The following is a 16874-nucleotide window of genomic DNA, read 5'->3' on the forward strand; positions in this document are numbered from 1 at the left end:
GCAGCAGGAAACCAAGGCTAACGAAGCCGCAGCGGAGAAGAACAACACTCGTTTTGGTGGTGCGACCGTCTCCGACCCATCCGTGAAGACGAACACGTCGTTCAACGACTACAAGCAGCAGGAAGACCAGAACCTGGCCGACAAAGTTGCTGGTGAAAAGGCTGGTTCCCAGTACGGTGAAACGGGTGCAACTTTGCCAAGCTTGGACGGTAAGTCCGACGCTTACAAGAACGCATTCTCTGAAGCTTCACTAAGGGTGCTGCCGAGCACGCCAAGGCTTTGGCCGCTCCAGCATTGGCCCAGCAGCGTGCTGACGAAGCCAACCAGACCTTCAACGACTACAAGCAGCAGGAAGACCAGAACCTAGCTGACAAAGTTGCCGGTGAAAAGGCTGGTTACCAGTACGGTGAAACCGGCGCAACTTTGCCAAGCCTAGAAGGCAAGTCTGAAGCGTACAAGAACGCCTTCTCTGAAGGCTTCACCAAGGGCGCTGCAGTGCACGAAGAAGCTTTGGCTGCTCCTGGCTTGGCCCAGCAGCGTGCTGATGAAGCTAACGAGACGTTCAACGACTTCAAGAAGCAAGAAGATCAGGACCTGGCTGATAAAGTTGCCAGTGAAAAGGCTGGCTACTAGTATGGTGAAACCGGCGCGGTATTGCCAAGCCTGGACGGTAAGTCCGAGGCGTACAAGAACGCCTTTTCTGAAGGCTTCACGGCCGGTGCTACGGAGCACTTTAAGGCCTTAGCTGCTGAACAGCAGGCCAAGAAGAACGCCGACACGGCTAGCGAGACGTTCAACGAATTTAGGAAGCAGGAAGACCAGGCGCTGGCGGACAAGTTCGCCACTACTGAGACTTCGACTACTACTGCGAATGGTGCACAGAAGACTACTGGTGCGCAGAAGGCAACGACTGACACCAACAAGACCACGGGTACAGCTGCCAAGACCACGACCCCAGAGCCAAAGGCATTGGCCACTAAGACCACTGCTGCTGACACCAAGGCTGCCGCAACTACGGCCGCTCCAATGAGCCGCATGGCCAGAAGGCCGCCGCTAAGGCATACCCAAGCACGGGTGACGACAACAATGTCGTTGCTTCTGCGCTCGGTGTGGTTGCCGTCATGGGTGCCCTGTTCGGTTTTGCCGGCACTTCCTTGAAGAAGCGGGCATAAAGTTAATAATAATGGTTCGGCTCGGCGGGCACTATGCCCGTTGAGATGATTAGTCCCCACGATCTGGGAAACTGGATCGGGGGGGACTTTTTGGATATTCTTATCCACCAGTTTACGCGATTAGGGAAACTACGCATATGTCATTCAGTAATTATTTACGATATAATGACGGGGGTGTAAATCATGTAAAAATGCCATTGGTCGTTTTTTTAAATGCTACAGTGACGGGATTTGTTTAGTGTGTTCCCCGCGTACTTGTGTTCCCCGCGTATGCGGGGGTAATCCCATGTCACAAACAGCGCACACTACATTACACACGTGTTCCCCGCGTATGCGGGGGTAATCCCATGGGGTCGAAAATCGAGCAGGTCGGTGGTAAGTGTTCCCCGCATATGCGGGGGGGGGGTAGTTCTTTGTAGGGCTAAAATTAGGAATGCTGCTATTGTTCCGTGGCTGTGAACTGGAGGACCCAGAAAGATGCATGTGCACACAGATACCAGCGTGATAGAAAATTACATGTCTTCTCCCTAAGTGCGAAGGCAACTTACTTCGTCCAACTGGTTTTTCAATGATTACAGAGTTAACCATGGCTGGATATAAAAGATACCACTCGATGTTGATTGACCTCAGGCAGAAAGAAACCTTCCGGAATTTTCCTACTATTAGCGGAAATTAAAAAAAAGCGCGCTAATTTATTTAGCACGTGATCTGCTGAATTTTACTTTAGGGGCTACCTACCGTGGAGAAATCACGATACTGTGATGGTGGGTGTTGCTTTAGTTGAGGAGCTATTTAGGAACGTTCAGACCTTAATGAAGTGCAATAGAAAAGTTAGACAATTTAGATTTTGAATTAAGCAATCATGCTTGTTCCCGATACTCAACCGGGGTCAAGCCATTTTTGTTTCTAGAGACCCTGACATTGTTGAACCAGTCAACGTAACCGTTCACCAGCTTTCTCAAGTTAGTCAGGTCATCGATGCGATAGCGGTTCAAGCATTCACGCTTCATCAGGCTAAAGAAGCTTTCAATAGGTGCGTTGTTATGGCAGTTGCCTTTGCGCGACATACTTTGAACGATCCCCCATGTCCTTCAGGTGTTGCTTTGATCATTGCCTTATTGGGTGATGAACTGACGATAGTGGCCAGTACTTCACGACTGGCTTCGTCAGTAATGGCTAAGATATAACTTCATTCGCCATTATAGAGACGAACTTGTGTCACATCGGTGTGAAGGACAGTGAGCGGCTGTTTCGCGGCGAATTGTTGTTTCAAGATGTTGGGCGTGATCTTGGCGACTTTGCCTTTGTAAGAGTGGTACTTGGCAGTATGCTTCGAGTAAAGCGTGACCTTCAATCCCATATCACTCATGAGGCGGCGAATGGTTTCCTCGGCATAGTGTAAGCCGTGCTTTATTGCCTCATCATGGATACGACGATATCCATACGTCTCCTTAGAGCCATAGAAGTGTTGTTTAATGAACCGTTTAAGCTCTGCGTACTTATCGACCTTCTTATTACGCTTGAGCCGGTCATAGTACATTGCCCTAGATAACTTGATTTGCTTGAGTAATTCTGGGAGACTGTAGCGCGACCTTAACGAAGTAACGATGCCCGCCTTCACTTTTGTTAAGAGTGCTTCGGTGAGTTCTTCGTCAGGGTCGCGAGTGCTTTTAAAATATCACGGTCCAGTTCAGCCTCGTGAAGCTTGGCTTTAAGTTCTAAAATCTCCTGTTGATACTACTCCTCCTGTGTTGGTTCAAGTTTCTTGACTGGTTTGATCTTCTTGTGCTTACTCATGACTGGCCTTCCTTTGCGTGTAGTGCGCAAGCCAGCCACTCCTTGATCTCTCACAATACAACACCAGGAATTGACCTGACTGGGAGAGATGCTAAAGTGAGCCGCTGTTTTCCCACGACTTACTTGATGCGTCTGCACATACTATACCACGGCAATCTTGAATGTTTGAGAGTAGTCTATCCTTGTGCGCTTAACTTTCAGAGTATCGATACCGTGATCCCTAGCTTGGTTGCCCCATGTTTGGACAGTCATCTTAGAAGGCACTCCAAACTCTGTGCAAATGTCGCGATAGCTTATACCACCTTCAAGATACTGAGAAACAACCCTGGCTTTGAAATCACTACTGTATTTAGTCATAAGAAAAGCCCCGCAATCATTAGACTGCTTGTCTAACAATTGTAGGGCACTTCATAATTGGCCTGGACGTTTTTACGCTGAAAAAAATTTAGTCCACAGTCAGAAAATTTATCCAATTTAGTGTTGTATTATTCTTCGTGAAAGCGTATTCTTTAGTGCGTAGAAAAAGTTGGCTGTAGGATTATAACGTTAGAAAAATATTGTTCCTCGCGGAAGCAAGGGTGCTCCAGTTATAATCCTTTTTATTGAAGTTGTTCCCCGCACTATTGCGGGGGTGAGTCACGTCTTATTGTTGTTATCGGAGCACGGTGGCACGATGTACAAAGGAGGCACAAATTGGACGATCAGGTAAAAAAATCTCAGTACAGCTGTTAAATCGTTGTGGGCCAAAAAGACGGAGGTTGATAATCAGCCCCTCTGGTTACCGCTACTGACTCACCTTGAAGACACTCGTCGAACGATTAACATGCTCTTCAATACATGGTTAAGTGAGGGACAACGAACATCGATAAGGGGAGAGTTGTCCGATGAAGAAGCCCAACAGTTAGTACAATTCGTCGGTTTCATTCACGATTTTGGCAAAGCGACCACGGCATTTCAGACCAAGGAATCATATGTGGCTAGTCCATCGTTAGACGCTGAATTGGTTGAACAACTCGAGTTTGCGGGCTTTCATGACGTAACTGATGCCAATATTACTGCTAGAGGCCGTTCCCCACATGCGCTAGCTGGTCAAGCGCTTCTCGAACGGTTTGGGGTACCTATTTCCGTTGCAGCTATCATTGGGGCCCACCACGGGAAGCCGTGTGATACCAAAGAAAAGTCGAATATTATTGAATACACCGCTAATTATTGGCAACACGATAATGATGCTAATCAGCAAAAGCTTGGCAAGATGTGCAGGCAGAACTTTTCGCCTTTGCCCTACAACGCTGTGGCTATGACACGGTTGAAGATATTCCGGTAGTCACGGAACCTCAGGCAGTGCTGTTGTCGGGCCTGCTGGTGATGGCTGACTGGTTAGCTTCTAGTGAAATGTTAGGTAATGATCCTAGTCGGCCACTATTTCCGCTTATTCAACTGGACCAAACTATTGATGATATCGACGAAGATGAACGCGCTAACCGTGCGTTCAACAACTGGTATGTCAGTGATGAGCTGGAACCACACCAAGTTAGCTTGGCGACTGACCCTTATTTCGAGCGTTGGGGTTTTCATGCACGGCCGGTACAAGCGGCAGTGACGAAAGCAATTGCGGATACGGTCGATCCTGGAGCGGTGATCATTGAGGCACCAATGGGCCTGGGTAAAACCGAGATTGCCTTATTGGCGGCGGAACAATTAGCCTATAAGTCTGGTCGCAACGGTTTGTTCTTTGGTCTACCAACCCAAGCAACGGCAAACGCGATGTTCACGCGTGTTGAGGACTGGCTTAACCAAGTGCAACCAGAGGATGCCGGCAAAATATCGATGCATTTAATGCACGGGAAAGCGGCGTTTAACCCGGCGTTCACTAGCTTGCCAGATGCGGTGGCGGTTGATAATGATGCTGAGGCCGCACGCGATGATGAGGCTGCCGTGGTCAACAGCTGGTTTAGTGGCAAGAAGACCATCCTGGATGAAGTGGATGTTGGGACTGTTGATCACTTGTTGCTGATGGCACTGAAGCAGAAACACTTGATGTTGCGGCATCTAGGACTAAGCAAAAAGGTCGTTATTATCGATGAGATCCATGCATATGACGCCTACATGAGCCAATATCTTGCGCGTGCGTTGGAGTGGCTTGGTGCGTACCACGTACCGGTGGTGATGTTGTCTGCTACTTTGCCCAAGCAACGGCGCAATGCCTTGCTGGCGGCCTATTACAGGGGCAAGTATCATCGGAACCTATTACGGTTACAAGATGTCGCACCACAGAATTGGCAAAAATCTGAGGCTTATCCGCTAGTGACCATTATGGACGGTCCGCGTATCCATCAAGTCACTGAATTTGCCAGTCAGTCGGATCAGCAACCGCAACTGGTTGATGTGCAACGGTTTGACGGGGATGATGAGGCGCTGGTTGAGTCAATTCTGAACGCAATCGATGCTGGTGGTATTGCGGGTGTGATTGTTAACACGGTCAGCAGAGCGCAAACGGTTGCGCAACTGCTGGCACCGCACGTTCCGGTCATTACCCTGCATTCCGCCTTCCTGGCTCCAGACCGGGTGAAACTTGAAGACACGTTGCAACGTAGTATTGGCAAAGATGACCAGCGGCCGCACAAGCTTGTCGTTGTGGGTACCAAGTGCTGGAGCAGTCACTTGATATTGACTTTGATATTTTGTATAGCGATATTGCGCCGATAGACCTATTATTACAGCGGGTGGGGCGCTTACATCGGCATGTGCGTACCCGGCCAGCTGGTTTAATAAAGCCTAAATTAGTTGTTAATTACGGTAAGGAGGATGATGACGAATCGGAGTTTGGCAAGGCAAACGAAGGTATTTATGGCCGCTACTTACTGATGAAGACGGACTATTACCTGCCAGACCAGCTAAATATACCTGGAGATATCTCGCGGCTGGTGCAGTTAGTTTATGACGACGAGGTTGATCCTGAAATTGATGGATTGGAAGAAGCCAAGAAACAAATGGATGACAACTTGCTCCTTGAGCGAAAGAAAGCACACGTTTTTCTTCTCGATAAGCCCAAAGCAAGTAAGGACCTGCTTGGTTGGCTAGGCCATGCTGCGACTGGTACGGATACGGATGAACAGAAAGCCCAAGCTGCAGTACGTGATATTCAGCCAACGCTGGAGGTGATTTTACTACGCAGGACTGAGCAAGGAGTGGGGCTACTGGATGGTCGTTTGTTGTCAGATTGTCGGGACAGCCAAGTTGCGGAACAAGTGATTAGGTTACCACATGGGGTTACTTACGACGTGGACAAGGCAATCAAAAATTTGGAATTGAGTACGCGTAGTCAATTCCCCGAGTGGGCTGACAGCAAGTGGCTCAAAGGTGAATTGGCCGTGGTGCTAGATGAGAATTACCAAGCTAGTCTTGGGGAGTATCAACTAACGTATTCCCGGCAATACGGATTAAGTTATTCAAAGGAGGAGGACCATGGATGAATGAGCGACATTTCAATTTGGTGACTGATCCGTGGATCAAAGTGATCACGGATCAGTCAGGCACTATTAAAACGGTATCGCTAACTGACCTGTTTGCGCATGCGCAAGATTACCAACAACTTGGTGGTGAGACCGCCGCGCAGGATTTGGCGGTTTTGCGGTTACTACTGGCTATTTTACAAACGGTTTATTCACGCTTTAATGCTGACGATGAGGCTTACGATTGGCTTGAAGTAGACGAACAAACATTGCAGGCTACCCTTATAGATGACTTTGACAGTGACGATTTAGTGACAACGTGGAGTGAGCTATATTCTGCCGGTCACTTCTCCGAAGCAGTGTCCAAATACTTGCAACGTTATGCTGACCGATTTGACTTCTTCGGCCCACACGCTTTTTATCAGGTGACAGCTGAGGAGTATGACCGTTTTGTGCCAGCCAAAAAGCGCGTGGCAACAGGTTCGGGAACGGTAGCCATCAAGCAGATTAACCGGACTATCTCGGAAAGTAATAATTCGCCGGCTTTGTTTGCACCCAAGACGGACGAATTCAAAAATCAATTGGATTTGCCGGAGCTAGTGCGGTGGATCATTATGTATCAAAACTACACCGGCGTCACTGACAAAACCAAAATTGAGACCGATGACAAATTTTCGGTGGGAATGGGCTGGCTATACCGGTTAAATCCGGTGTATGCACGTGGCAATTCTTTGTTTGAAACGTTGATGCTGAACCTAGTCCTGGTAAATAAAGATGATGTTGATGATGAATATCACGCTCAGCGCCCAGTTTGGGAGTTTGGTGAAACGAGCAACTACATTCAAGAGCGCAAACGGCAGATACCACCTGACAATATCGCAGAATTATACACTGCATGGTCCCGGTTATTGCACATCGAGTGGGATGATGATGGGGTGCCGACCATATTTAGTGCTGGAATACCCCCGTTCAACCCGGCCAACCTGTTTGTAGAGCCAATGACCACGTGGCGTTACGACCCCAAGGCCAAGCCGCCTGAATTTAGGCCAGAACGGCTGCGTAAGGAGAACATGGATGTGGCCATGTGGCGGCACTTTGGGCGGTACGTGGATACCAATCGTGAAAAGAAGGGTGACGGACATCAGCCGGGGGTGGTGACGTGGCTCCAGCAGTTGCAGGAAAAAGAACTAATTCCTACGAACAAGATGGTAACGCTGCAAGCAGTAGCGGTCGTCAGTGATGGCAACGCCACCTCCCAATCGCCAGCAGCCGAAGTGACGGACGATATTACTATCGACGCCGGAGTACTGTTTGATACGGTTGGTGCAATACGGTGGCCAGTGCGTATTGAGGATCAAATCAACTTGACCCAAGACCTTGGACGCTTTTACTGGCGTTTTATTAATCGGGTCAGTCGTATCCGTGGTTTTGATGATACTAATTTAGCCAACGCTGAGGGAGCCAAGTTCTATAGCCGCCTGAATGAGCCGTTTAAAAACTGGTTGGCCAGCCTCCGACCAAATGATGATCGTGAAGGAAAGATTGCCCAGTGGCAGGCGCAGTTACGCGACCTTGTTATTGATAGTGCTAGAGCGTTTTCAGCCGCGCCATCGCCGCGTGACATTAGCGGTACCGTCGTTTCTGGGGACAAAGGTGAGCGTGTCGATAATATCTTTTTGGCCTTTAATTCTTTAGTGTATTCAGTTAACAAACGTTTGAAGGAAGGGTGATGGATGATGGTAGATAAAGTTGCTGGGCCGACCAGCAGGATTATTACTGCTCTGTATAATGATGGCGCAATTAACCGTGCCGCACTTGCTGGGTTACGTAGTGCTCCTACACTAAATAGTCCGCAGGCACAGGTGGCTTGGCCCATCATAATGCAATACATGAGTAGCAACCAGTTAAGTCATAATGGTGTGCCAACTTATGCTGAGGTGGCTATTTTTACGGCCGTTAAGTTGTACGCGCAAATGCAGCAAGGTGCCACTGGACGTGGAGACAAGGTGCCAAGTGTGTTTGGGTCACATTATGCGGAGAATGAGCACCAGCGTGGACAGCGTTTCTTTGAATGCCTGGCGCGGATGCGGCAAAATCCGGATGCACAAGTCGCCTTGGATCGGCGGGTGCGGGTGGCTCTGAGCACGACCAGTGTGGAAGGGCTAATCCACTCGCTCACGGGGCTGAACGCAATTATTAAATCGACGCTGGATCACCCCCGCATTGATTATGCTGATCTGGCCAGCGATATCTACGCATTTCAGTTTAGCTTTGAAAGCGCTAACCGGGTCCATTTGCATTGGGGTCAATCATATTTTGGTAGTGTAGTAAAGGCAAATAGCGATGAGAAAGAGGTAGCTAACAATGACTAAAAACTTGTATGTAGATGTTCACGTATTGCAGACTGTTCCTTCTTCCAACATTAACCGCGATGATACCGGGGCCCCAAAGACGGCGCTGTATGGTGGCGTTGTGCGTGCCCGTGTGTCCTCCCAAAGCTGGAAACGGGCAATGCGGCACGAATTCAATCATTCTGGGGCGCAGGTAGAAGGTATTCGTACCAAAGAAGTTTTGCAGCTACTCACTGATGCTATTGCTGCCAAGAATCCAGAACTGGATCAGGATGGTGCCGAAGGACTAGCTAATGACGTTTTGAAGACCGCCGGGATTAAAGTGAAGAATGGCCAGACTGGGGCCTTAATGCTTGTTAGCCGGGGCCAAGTCAATAAGATAGCTGAGTATGCACTGTCGCATGAGACTTTGGACAAAAAGGAACTTAAGGCAGTCTTTAACGGCAATCAGTCACTGGACTTAGCACTTTTTGGCCGGATGGTGGCAGATAATCCGGAACTAAACGTTGAGGCATCCGCTCAGGTGGCACATGCCATTTCGACTCACGCAGTGCAGCCGGAATTTGATTACTATACCGCTTTGGATGATCTGCAAAAGGACGACGCTACGGGCGCGGCAATGTTGGGGACGGTTGAGTACAATTCGTCGACCCTGTACCGTTACGCTAACGTAAACGTTGAGGAGTTGGCACAAAATCTTGGTGCTGAATCAGCCCTCACCGGTGTGCGGGAGTTTATCAAGAGTTTTGCACTATCGATGCCAACGGGTAAGCAGAACACCTTTGCGAACAAGACCTTACCTAGCTACATTCTGGTAACGGTACGGGACGATACGCCGGTCAACCTGGTATCTGCCTTCGAACAACCAGTGGAATCCAAGAACGGTTATGTACGTAAGTCAGTGGAGAAACTGGAGCAAGGGTTTGATGATGCCGCTAAAATGGTTGATCAACCGTGATGACTGTGGTTTTGAGTCAGGTAGATTCACAGTTGGACGACCAGGCTACCAACATCAACGATTTATTGGATCAAGTCACCAACAAGTTGAGCGAGGTGATTGGCGATGAAGACACTAACGATTAATTTACGTGGGCCATTGCAATCGTACGGGGATGAAGCGGCGTTTACGCGGCGGACCAGTACGGATTACCCACGCAAGAGTGCTATCGTCGGCTTGTTGGCCGCAGCTTTGGGTTATCACCGGGATGATGCACGCATCAACGAGCTGAACAAAGTGCGGTTTGCAGTACGCGTGGACCAACCGGGCGAGCCCCTGACGGACTTGCACACGGTCGAGTGGAAGCGTAACAGCCGTAAGTTGACTTACCGGACTTACTTACAGGATGCCGTTTTTGTGGTGGCCGTTAGTGCGGATGACCAACTGATTGACCGCCTAGAACATGCGCTACACCACCCCAAGTTTCAGCTGTATTTGGGGCGGAAGGCCAATGTGCCGGCGGGTGTGTTGACGACCCACCAGTATGATGAGGGTAACCCCTTAACAGTCTTGCAGGGCCTGGAATGGCAAGCGGCGGCATGGTACCAGTTAAGGAAACAACGTCAGCGGCAAATTCGGTTGGATATCATTGCTGACGCTGGCCTTATTGAGGGCCAGCGCGAGTGGATGGTTGCCGATAACGTTGAATCATTTGATCAGCGGCACCGGAGCTTTAATTTCCGCGCGGTGAAGCAGACCGCTGTTGAGGTTGATAATCCTTATTACCAAGACAGAGGTACTGAGACTAGCACGATGCGTTTGGCGCGTTGGGTTAGAAAGGGGAGTAGCTATGTATCTCTCAAGAGTACAAATTGATACTAATAATCGACGCAAGATTAAGGATTTAACCCACCTAGGTGCCTACCATAATTGGGTTGAGCAAAGTTTTCCTAATGAGATTAGCGGGCACGTTCGTTTACGTCACCTTTGGCGTATCGACCAACTGGGTGGGAAGCAATACTTACTAGTTTTGAGCGCGGATAAACCTGACCTGGAACAGCTCGAGGAATATGGTGTGCCGGGGACCGCAGCTAGCAAGGACTACGATTTGTTTTTGCAGGGCCTATCGCTGGGCGAGACATTAAACTTTAGGCTCACCGCTAATCCCACACACTCCGTTCCGCAAGAAGGGCAGCGGGGTCGCGTTTATCCACACGTCACTGTTCGCCACCAAATGGAATGGTTAGTGCAACGCGCACCGGAAGCGGGGTTCCGTATTAATGAATCCAGTGCACCCGCAATCGTGGCGGATGGGGCAAAGGATGTCGACAAAGAACTCAACCGTCTAGCATTTAATTTGGTTAGTCGTGACCAGCCCATTTTACGGCACAAGGGGATGCACGTGGTGCGGGTGCGGCGTGTGACCTATGAAGGCGTACTGACAATTACCGATTTAGATAAGTTTAAGCAGACACTCACCAACGGTTTGGGCCGTGAAAAGGCGTATGGCATGGGCCTCATGACGGTTATCCCGGTGAAATAATGGCCAAGTTACCAGGCGCAAAGAAGCCTGAGCTATCAGAACTAGGTCGGGTCCGTGACCGCATTAGCTTTCTATACCTTGAGCATGCCAAGATTAATCGGCAAGATAGTGCGATTGTGGTTACAGATAACCGGGGCACAGTGTTTGTACCCGCCGCCATGATCAGTGTGTTGATGCTTGGACCTGGCGTCGACGTTACCCATCGTGCGATGGAATTAATCGGTGATTCGGGCCTGAGTGTGATTTGGGTAGGTGAGCGTGGCGTGCGTGAGTATGCTCACGGGCGCGCATTGAACCACTCATCAAAGTTACTGGAGGCGCAGGCCAAACTAGTCTCTAATGTAAAGTCGCGGGTGGCAGTTGCCCGCAAAATGTACCAGATGCGGTTTCCCGATACGGATGTATCTGGTCTAACCATGCAGGAATTACGCGGTAAGGAAGGTGCGCGTGTTCGCAGAATCTATCGTGAACAATCGCAATTAACCAAGGTACCATGGACTAGACGCGAGTATGATCATGATAACTATGAGGCGGGGTCACCAATTAATCGTGCGTTAACTGCAGCCCACTCTGCTTTGTATGGTTTGTGTTATAGCGTGATTGTGGCCTTGGGTGCTTCGCCCGGTTTGGGCTTTGTGCACACGGGGCACGACTTGGCTTTTGTGTACGACTTTGCCGATTTGTATAAGGCGGAGGTCACGATTCCCATTGCGTTTGCGGTTACCGCGGAGTATGGGGATGACGACGACAACCAGGACGATTTGGGTCGCCGGACAAGGTTAGCCGTGCGCAATGCTTTCGCGGATGGCAAATTGATGGTCCGTATGGTGAAAGATCTAAAGACATTGCTAGGTGATGATGAACAGCCGGTCGATGCTGACATTGTTAACTTGTGGGATGACCGCCTGGGTCTGCAGAAGTTTGGCGTGTCCTACCGTGAATTTGATGGTGGTGATACTGCATGATTGTGATCACCTTAACCAAGGTGCCGCGTTCATTAAGAGGAGACCTAACCAAGTGGTTTCAAGAGATTCAGACGGGCGTGTTTGTCGGTAGTGTTAGTGCACGTATCCGGGACAAACTTTGGGATCGTGTGCAGGAAAACATTGGTAGTGGTCAGGCGACCATGGTTTACTCTGCAGCTAACGAATTAGGTTATCAGTTTAAGACCTCTCGTACTGACTATGAGGTGGTAGACTATGACGGCATACCTTTAATGATGCATCTTGTCACCAAGGGTTCGCCGGTGGGGCTGGGGTTTAGCAATGCTGCTAAATATAGGCGCGCCGCTAAGTTCAGTCGACGCGCACAGAAGAAACCCATACAAAGCAAAAGGGTGATGCCATTCGTATCACTGGACGTTGAGACTACGGGTCTTAGCGTCAGTGATGACCAGATTATCTCGATTGGTGCGCTTAAGAGTGATGGGCAAAATGAAACTGGTGCGTTTAAATGTCTCATTAACGTTAACCGTGGAATTCCCGAAGGCATCTCACGGTTAACGGGAATAACCAGTGCAGACTTGATAACGCAAGGTGTTCCGTTAGCTGAAGCGATGACCGGCTTACGTGAGTTTGTTAGCAATTGGCCCATTGTGGGCTACAACGTTAATTTTGATGACGGGTTTCTCTTGGCTGCTGCTCACGATGTGGACCAGCCCGCGATTAAAAATCGGATGATTGATCTTTTACCGCTAGTTAAAAAGGCTAATAGGTTCATGGATAATTATCGTCTCAGTACGGTGCTGGAGACTTATCAAATTACAAACGAGCACCCGCATAATTCAACGTCAGATGCGCGGGCAACTTTGCAGTTGGCATTGCAACTCATAAAAAAAAGGTGTAAGCGTCTTTTGAAAAGGCTGAGACTATGGGATTTATTTACTGTGTTCCCCGCAGGTGCGGGGGTAATCCCCGACGTGACAGCCGACTTGGTGAGGTCAACCCGTGTTCCCCGCAGGTGCGGGGGTAATCCCCTAAGCGCTACGCGTTGGCAACCGGGCAAGGGTGTTCCCCGCAGGTGCGGGGGTAATCCCTACCACATTCAACCTCTGTCTTGGTTCGTGTGGTGTTCCCCGCAGGTGCGGGGGTAATCCTTTTGCAAAGTGCCAACAAGCAGTATGTTTCCGGTGTTCCCCGCAGGTGCGGGGGTAATCCCCAACCAGTGACACACGTCCACCGGCATAGTCAGTGTTCCCCGCAGGTGCGGGGGTAATCCTCGAAATGGCCCCGAGCACCAATCCCTTTTTGTGTGTTCCCCGCAGGTGCGGGGGTAATCCTGGACGACTGTTGGTCGCCTTGGCCATTTAAAAGTGTTCCCCGCAGGTGCGGGGGTAATCCTTTTGGTGATGGTCGCTGCCAGACCGGTGATGTGTGTTCCCCGCAGGTGCGGGGGTAATCCTTTAGAGAAGCACGAGCTAGTCAACTATTTGATGTGTTCCCCGCAGGTGCGGGGGTAATCCCCCCAAAGGGGATGGCCAGTATCAGCACGCTAAGTGTTCCCCGCAGGTGCGGGGGTAATCCTATAACACCCTACCGACCAGCAGACAACACTTTGTGTTCCCCGCAGGTGCGGGGGTAATCCTTTACATGTTCCCCGCATAAGCCGGGTTTTTGTGTGTTCCCCGCAGGTGCGGGGGTAATCCTCAAGGCCCTACAGGCACAGGTCAAAAGTCTGGGTGTTCCCCGCAGGTGCGGGGGTAATCCTGCTGATTATTGGATTAAGTTGTACAGCGCCGGGTGTTCCCCGCAGGTGCGGGGGTAATCCTGTGCCGGGTCGCCTTGGTGACCGTCACCATCTGTGTTCCCCGCAGGTGCGGGGGTAATCCCAGGTCATAAAAGTACCCCACGAGGTCGCCCATGTGTTCCCCGCAGGTGCGGGGGTAATCCTGATGCTAGGTGGTGCCCATGGTGGATTTAGTGGTGTTCCCCGCAGGTGCGGGGGTAATCCTTAAGCCTCGTTATCAATTAAATCTTGCGTGAAGTGTTCCCCGCAGGTGCGGGGGTAATCCCGCTCGTCCGGCTAAGTCCAGCGAACTCCACCGGTGTTCCCCGCAGGTGCGGGGGTAATCCCCGCTCAAACACAGCTAAAAGCAGTCGAGTGGAGTGTTCCCCGCAGGTGCGGGGGTAATCCTACCAGTAGTGAATATCGTTGTCGCCGCTGTAAGTGTTCCCCGCAGGTGCGGGGGTAATCCCGACCGTGTTACGCTCATCGGCCATGCCAAACTGTGTTCCCCGCAGGTGCGGGGGTAATCCCATTACCGCACACAACGCTGAACTTGCGGATGTGTTCCCCGCAGGTGCGGGGGTAATCCTTTGCTAAATGGTTCTTGGCCGTGGCAGTGGTTGTGTTCCCCGCAGGTGCGGGGGTAATCCCTGAAACCGAAGTCACCCTAGCAAGTATTACGGGTGTTCCCCGCAGGTGCGGGGGTAATCCCTACGTACTCAACGCCATCTACTAATACAAGTTGTGTTCCCCGCAGGTGCGGGGGTAATCCTCGGTCATGTTATACACCGCCTTTCAGCAAGTGTTCCCCGCAGGTGCGGGGGTAATCCACCCCAGCGCTTTTGTTCACGTGAAGGTCGATGTGTTCCCCGCAGGTGCGGGGGTAATCCTGTTATATGCACTGGCCGCGTCGTCCCGCGCCTGTGTTCCCCGCAGGTGCGGGGGTAATCCCGAAGCACTCGGATCGTTTAAGTAGAAATCGGAGTGTTCCCCGCAGGTGCGGGGGTAATCCTGTCTGGTAAATACATTAAGGACAAACGTCCCAGTGTTCCCCGCAGGTGCGGGGGTAATCCCGACGACAGCATCGACTTGGACGAACACCCAGAGTGTTCCCCGCAGGTGCGGGGGTAATCCCTAACGGAGACGCAGAAGACGTACGCCATCAAGGTGTTCCCCGCAGGTGCGGGGGTAATCCTTGTTGTGCCCAATAATCTTAAAGCTGTGCTCAGTGTTCCCCGCAGGTGCGGGGGTAATCCCACTGAACGCGGCTTTGAAAAGCATGTTTGGTAGTGTTCCCCGCAGGTGCGGGGGTAATCCCGACGAACGCCCACGAACCGAAATGCCGTTAAAGTGTTCCCCGCAGGTGCGGGGGTAATCCTGGCGATTTTGACGTCGTGTGCAGCTCGCTGTAGTGTTCCCCGCAGGTGCGGGGGTAATCCCTGCGTCAATGCAGTGGTTGTAACTGTCGACTGGTGTTCCCCGCAGGTGCGGGGGTAATCCCACCGGCTGGCCCTGAGCCTCATCAACAATATTGTGTTCCCCGCAGGTGCGGGGGTAATCCACAGATCATCGTCTTCGGTGTCGTCTTCCCAGTGTGTTCCCCGCAGGTGCGGGGGTAATCCTTACTTTTGCTATAAGCTAAATGCCCAAAGAGAGTGTTCCCCGCAGGTGCGGGGGTAATCCTAGATAACTACAAATTAAGTAAAGCCCAAACTGGTGTTCCCCGCAGGTGCGGGGGTAATCCCAAAGATTTGGACGACGAGGCGGAATTACGTTCGTGTTCCCCGCAGGTGCGGGGGTAATCCTACAGCCCTTACGAGCGGAAGATGGAAATGGCGGTGTTCCCCGCAGGTGCGGGGGTAATCCCAACGTCCAGAAAACGGCCGACGGTGACCGTCTGTGTTCCCCGCAGGTGCGGGGGTAATCCCGACGAGGCCCGGGAAGCAATCTAAGCACGACAGTGTTCCCCGCAGGTGCGGGGGTAATCCTCAACGTTTTGCCCTTTTTGTTTTACTCTCGATGTGTTCCCCGCAGGTGCGGGGGTAATCCTGTGGTTTTTGTACATGCTGGCAATGGCGTATTGTGTTCCCCGCAGGTGCGGGGGTAATCCCGCGAGTCACGTGAACAGGATATTCGCGATGGAGTGTTCCCCGCAGGTGCGGGGGTAATCCCCCAGGGTAGTAATCTAGTGAACGCGTATCCCAGTGTTCCCCGCAGGTGCGGGGTTAATCCCTTCTTGCAGATAAGGCATTCCGTGGTCTACCCGTGTTCCCCGCAGGTGCGGGGGTAATCCTCAGATTCATTTTTATATGGACGACCAACCACGGTGTTCCCCGCAGGTGCGGGGGTAATCCTGGCAAACTGTGCTTCAACCATCAGGTGAGCACGTGTTCCCCGCAGGTGCGGGGGTAATCCTAGTGTTGTTGGTGTTGCCCAACGTCACCGCGTGTGTTCCCCGCAGGTGCGGGGGTAATCCTAAAAATCCAGCTCCATTAATAGCACCAAAACTGTGTTCCCCGCAGGTGCGGGGGTAATCCTTAAATCTTGCGTAAACGGGTCGTCATTGCCATGTGTTCCCCGCAGGTGCGGGGGTAATCCTGCCCAATCCTTTGCCAAGAAAAGAGGTGTTATGTGTTCCCCGCAGGTGCGGGGGTAATCCTATATATTGATTAGTAATGTCTTTAATTAAATCGTGTTCCCCGCAGGTGCGGGGGTAATCCCGCCTATAAATTTAAAGGTCACAACAACATCTAGTGTTCCCCGCAGGTGCGGGGGTAATCCTCATTCGTGAAAGTAATATTCAAGAAAACGTTGGTGTTCCCCGCAGGTGCGGGGGTAATCCTCTAAATAGTACGGTGCAGAGTTTTATTAATCCGTGTTCCCCGCAGGTGCGGGGGT

Annotated in this window: 12 protein-coding genes, 5 pseudogenes and 1 CRISPR repeat array (1 of these 18 running past the window's edge); of the genes and pseudogenes, 13 read left to right on the forward strand and 4 right to left on the reverse strand. The window is 51.0% G+C overall.

Annotated elements, in window-relative coordinates; all coding sequences use genetic code 11:
• The 3 genes and pseudogenes from JCM13996_RS11105 to JCM13996_RS12785 form a co-directional block, all read left to right on the forward strand.
• Positions 1-367 (forward strand): hypothetical protein (locus JCM13996_RS11105; protein ID WP_162205175.1); only part of this gene is annotated, 367 nt, incomplete at its 5' end.
• Complete coding sequence (locus tag JCM13996_RS03525) at positions 295-633, forward strand: hypothetical protein (protein WP_156321847.1); 339 nt, start codon at positions 295-297, stop codon at positions 631-633. The genes JCM13996_RS11105 and JCM13996_RS03525, both read left to right, overlap by 73 nt.
• 461 nt (positions 634-1094) lie before the next feature.
• A pseudogene (locus tag JCM13996_RS12785) lies at positions 1095-1172 on the forward strand (hypothetical protein); the annotation flags it as partial.
• 860 nt (positions 1173-2032) lie between these two features.
• Here the strand turns inward: JCM13996_RS12785 and JCM13996_RS12790 are convergent.
• The 4 genes from JCM13996_RS12790 to JCM13996_RS12800 all read right to left on the reverse strand — a co-directional run bounded on the left by JCM13996_RS12790 (position 2033) and on the right by JCM13996_RS12800 (position 3326).
• Complete coding sequence (locus tag JCM13996_RS12790) at positions 2033-2251, reverse strand: IS3 family transposase (protein WP_369395693.1); 219 nt, start codon at positions 2249-2251, stop codon at positions 2033-2035.
• 110 nt (positions 2252-2361) lie between these two features.
• On the reverse strand, positions 2362-2793 hold the full coding sequence (locus JCM13996_RS10790) for an IS3 family transposase (RefSeq protein ID WP_156321849.1): 432 nt from the start codon (positions 2791-2793) through the stop codon (positions 2362-2364).
• Between the two features lie 116 nt (positions 2794-2909).
• Positions 2910-3107 carry a helix-turn-helix domain-containing protein gene (locus tag JCM13996_RS12795; RefSeq protein ID WP_156321850.1) on the reverse strand — a complete coding sequence of 66 codons (198 nt, stop codon included), beginning with the start codon at positions 3105-3107 and terminating at the stop codon, positions 2910-2912.
• Positions 3108-3110: 3 nt separating this feature from the next.
• The gene (locus JCM13996_RS12800; RefSeq protein ID WP_156639619.1) at positions 3111-3326 is read right to left on the reverse strand and encodes a helix-turn-helix domain-containing protein; all 216 of its coding nucleotides are present in this window, start codon (positions 3324-3326) and stop codon (positions 3111-3113) included.
• Between the two features lie 379 nt (positions 3327-3705).
• Between JCM13996_RS12800 and JCM13996_RS12805 the strand changes: the two genes are divergently transcribed.
• From JCM13996_RS12805 to cas2e, 10 genes and pseudogenes are all read left to right on the forward strand, one after another.
• Positions 3706-4293 carry a CRISPR-associated endonuclease Cas3'' gene (locus JCM13996_RS12805; RefSeq protein WP_369395681.1) on the forward strand — a complete coding sequence of 196 codons (588 nt, stop codon included), beginning with the start codon at positions 3706-3708 and terminating at the stop codon, positions 4291-4293.
• Positions 4224-5656: pseudogene (cas3, locus tag JCM13996_RS12810) on the forward strand (CRISPR-associated helicase Cas3'); the annotation flags it as partial. The gene JCM13996_RS12805 and the pseudogene cas3, both read left to right, overlap by 70 nt.
• Positions 5657-6163: 507 nt before the next feature.
• Positions 6164-6442: pseudogene (locus JCM13996_RS13110) on the forward strand (CRISPR-associated helicase/endonuclease Cas3); the annotation flags it as partial.
• Positions 6439-8151, forward strand: a complete 1713-nt coding sequence (locus JCM13996_RS03550; RefSeq protein ID WP_054749693.1) for a type I-E CRISPR-associated protein Cse1/CasA — start codon at positions 6439-6441, stop codon at positions 8149-8151. The pseudogene JCM13996_RS13110 and the gene JCM13996_RS03550, both read left to right, overlap by 4 nt.
• A 3-nt stretch (positions 8152-8154) precedes the next feature.
• Positions 8155-8793, forward strand: coding sequence for a type I-E CRISPR-associated protein Cse2/CasB (gene casB / locus JCM13996_RS03555; RefSeq protein WP_054749694.1), 639 nt, complete (start codon positions 8155-8157; stop codon positions 8791-8793).
• Positions 8786-9855: pseudogene (gene cas7e / locus JCM13996_RS03560) on the forward strand (type I-E CRISPR-associated protein Cas7/Cse4/CasC). The gene casB and the pseudogene cas7e overlap by 8 nt, the downstream one beginning before the upstream one ends.
• Positions 9836-10585 (forward strand): type I-E CRISPR-associated protein Cas5/CasD, encoded by a 750-nt coding sequence (gene cas5e / locus JCM13996_RS03565; protein WP_054749696.1) that lies wholly within the window; start codon positions 9836-9838, stop codon positions 10583-10585. The pseudogene cas7e and the gene cas5e overlap by 20 nt, the downstream one beginning before the upstream one ends.
• Positions 10560-11252 (forward strand): type I-E CRISPR-associated protein Cas6/Cse3/CasE, encoded by a 693-nt coding sequence (cas6e, locus tag JCM13996_RS03570; RefSeq protein ID WP_054749698.1) that lies wholly within the window; start codon positions 10560-10562, stop codon positions 11250-11252. The genes cas5e and cas6e overlap by 26 nt, the downstream gene beginning before the upstream one ends.
• Positions 11252-12217 (forward strand): type I-E CRISPR-associated endonuclease Cas1e, encoded by a 966-nt coding sequence (cas1e, locus tag JCM13996_RS03575; protein ID WP_054749700.1) that lies wholly within the window; start codon positions 11252-11254, stop codon positions 12215-12217. The genes cas6e and cas1e overlap by 1 nt, the downstream gene beginning before the upstream one ends.
• Positions 12214-13056, forward strand: a pseudogene (gene cas2e / locus JCM13996_RS03580) (type I-E CRISPR-associated endoribonuclease Cas2e); the annotation flags it as partial. The gene cas1e and the pseudogene cas2e, both read left to right, overlap by 4 nt.
• A gap of 81 nt (positions 13057-13137) precedes the next feature.
• A CRISPR array of direct repeats spans positions 13138-16874; the repeat unit is 28 nt; unit sequence GTGTTCCCCGCAGGTGCGGGGGTAATCC (it continues 66 nt past the right edge of the window).

Origin of the sequence: Lacticaseibacillus thailandensis DSM 22698 = JCM 13996 (assembly GCF_001312865.1) — a bacterium.
Classification (GTDB): Bacteria; Bacillota; Bacilli; order Lactobacillales; family Lactobacillaceae; genus Lacticaseibacillus; species Lacticaseibacillus thailandensis.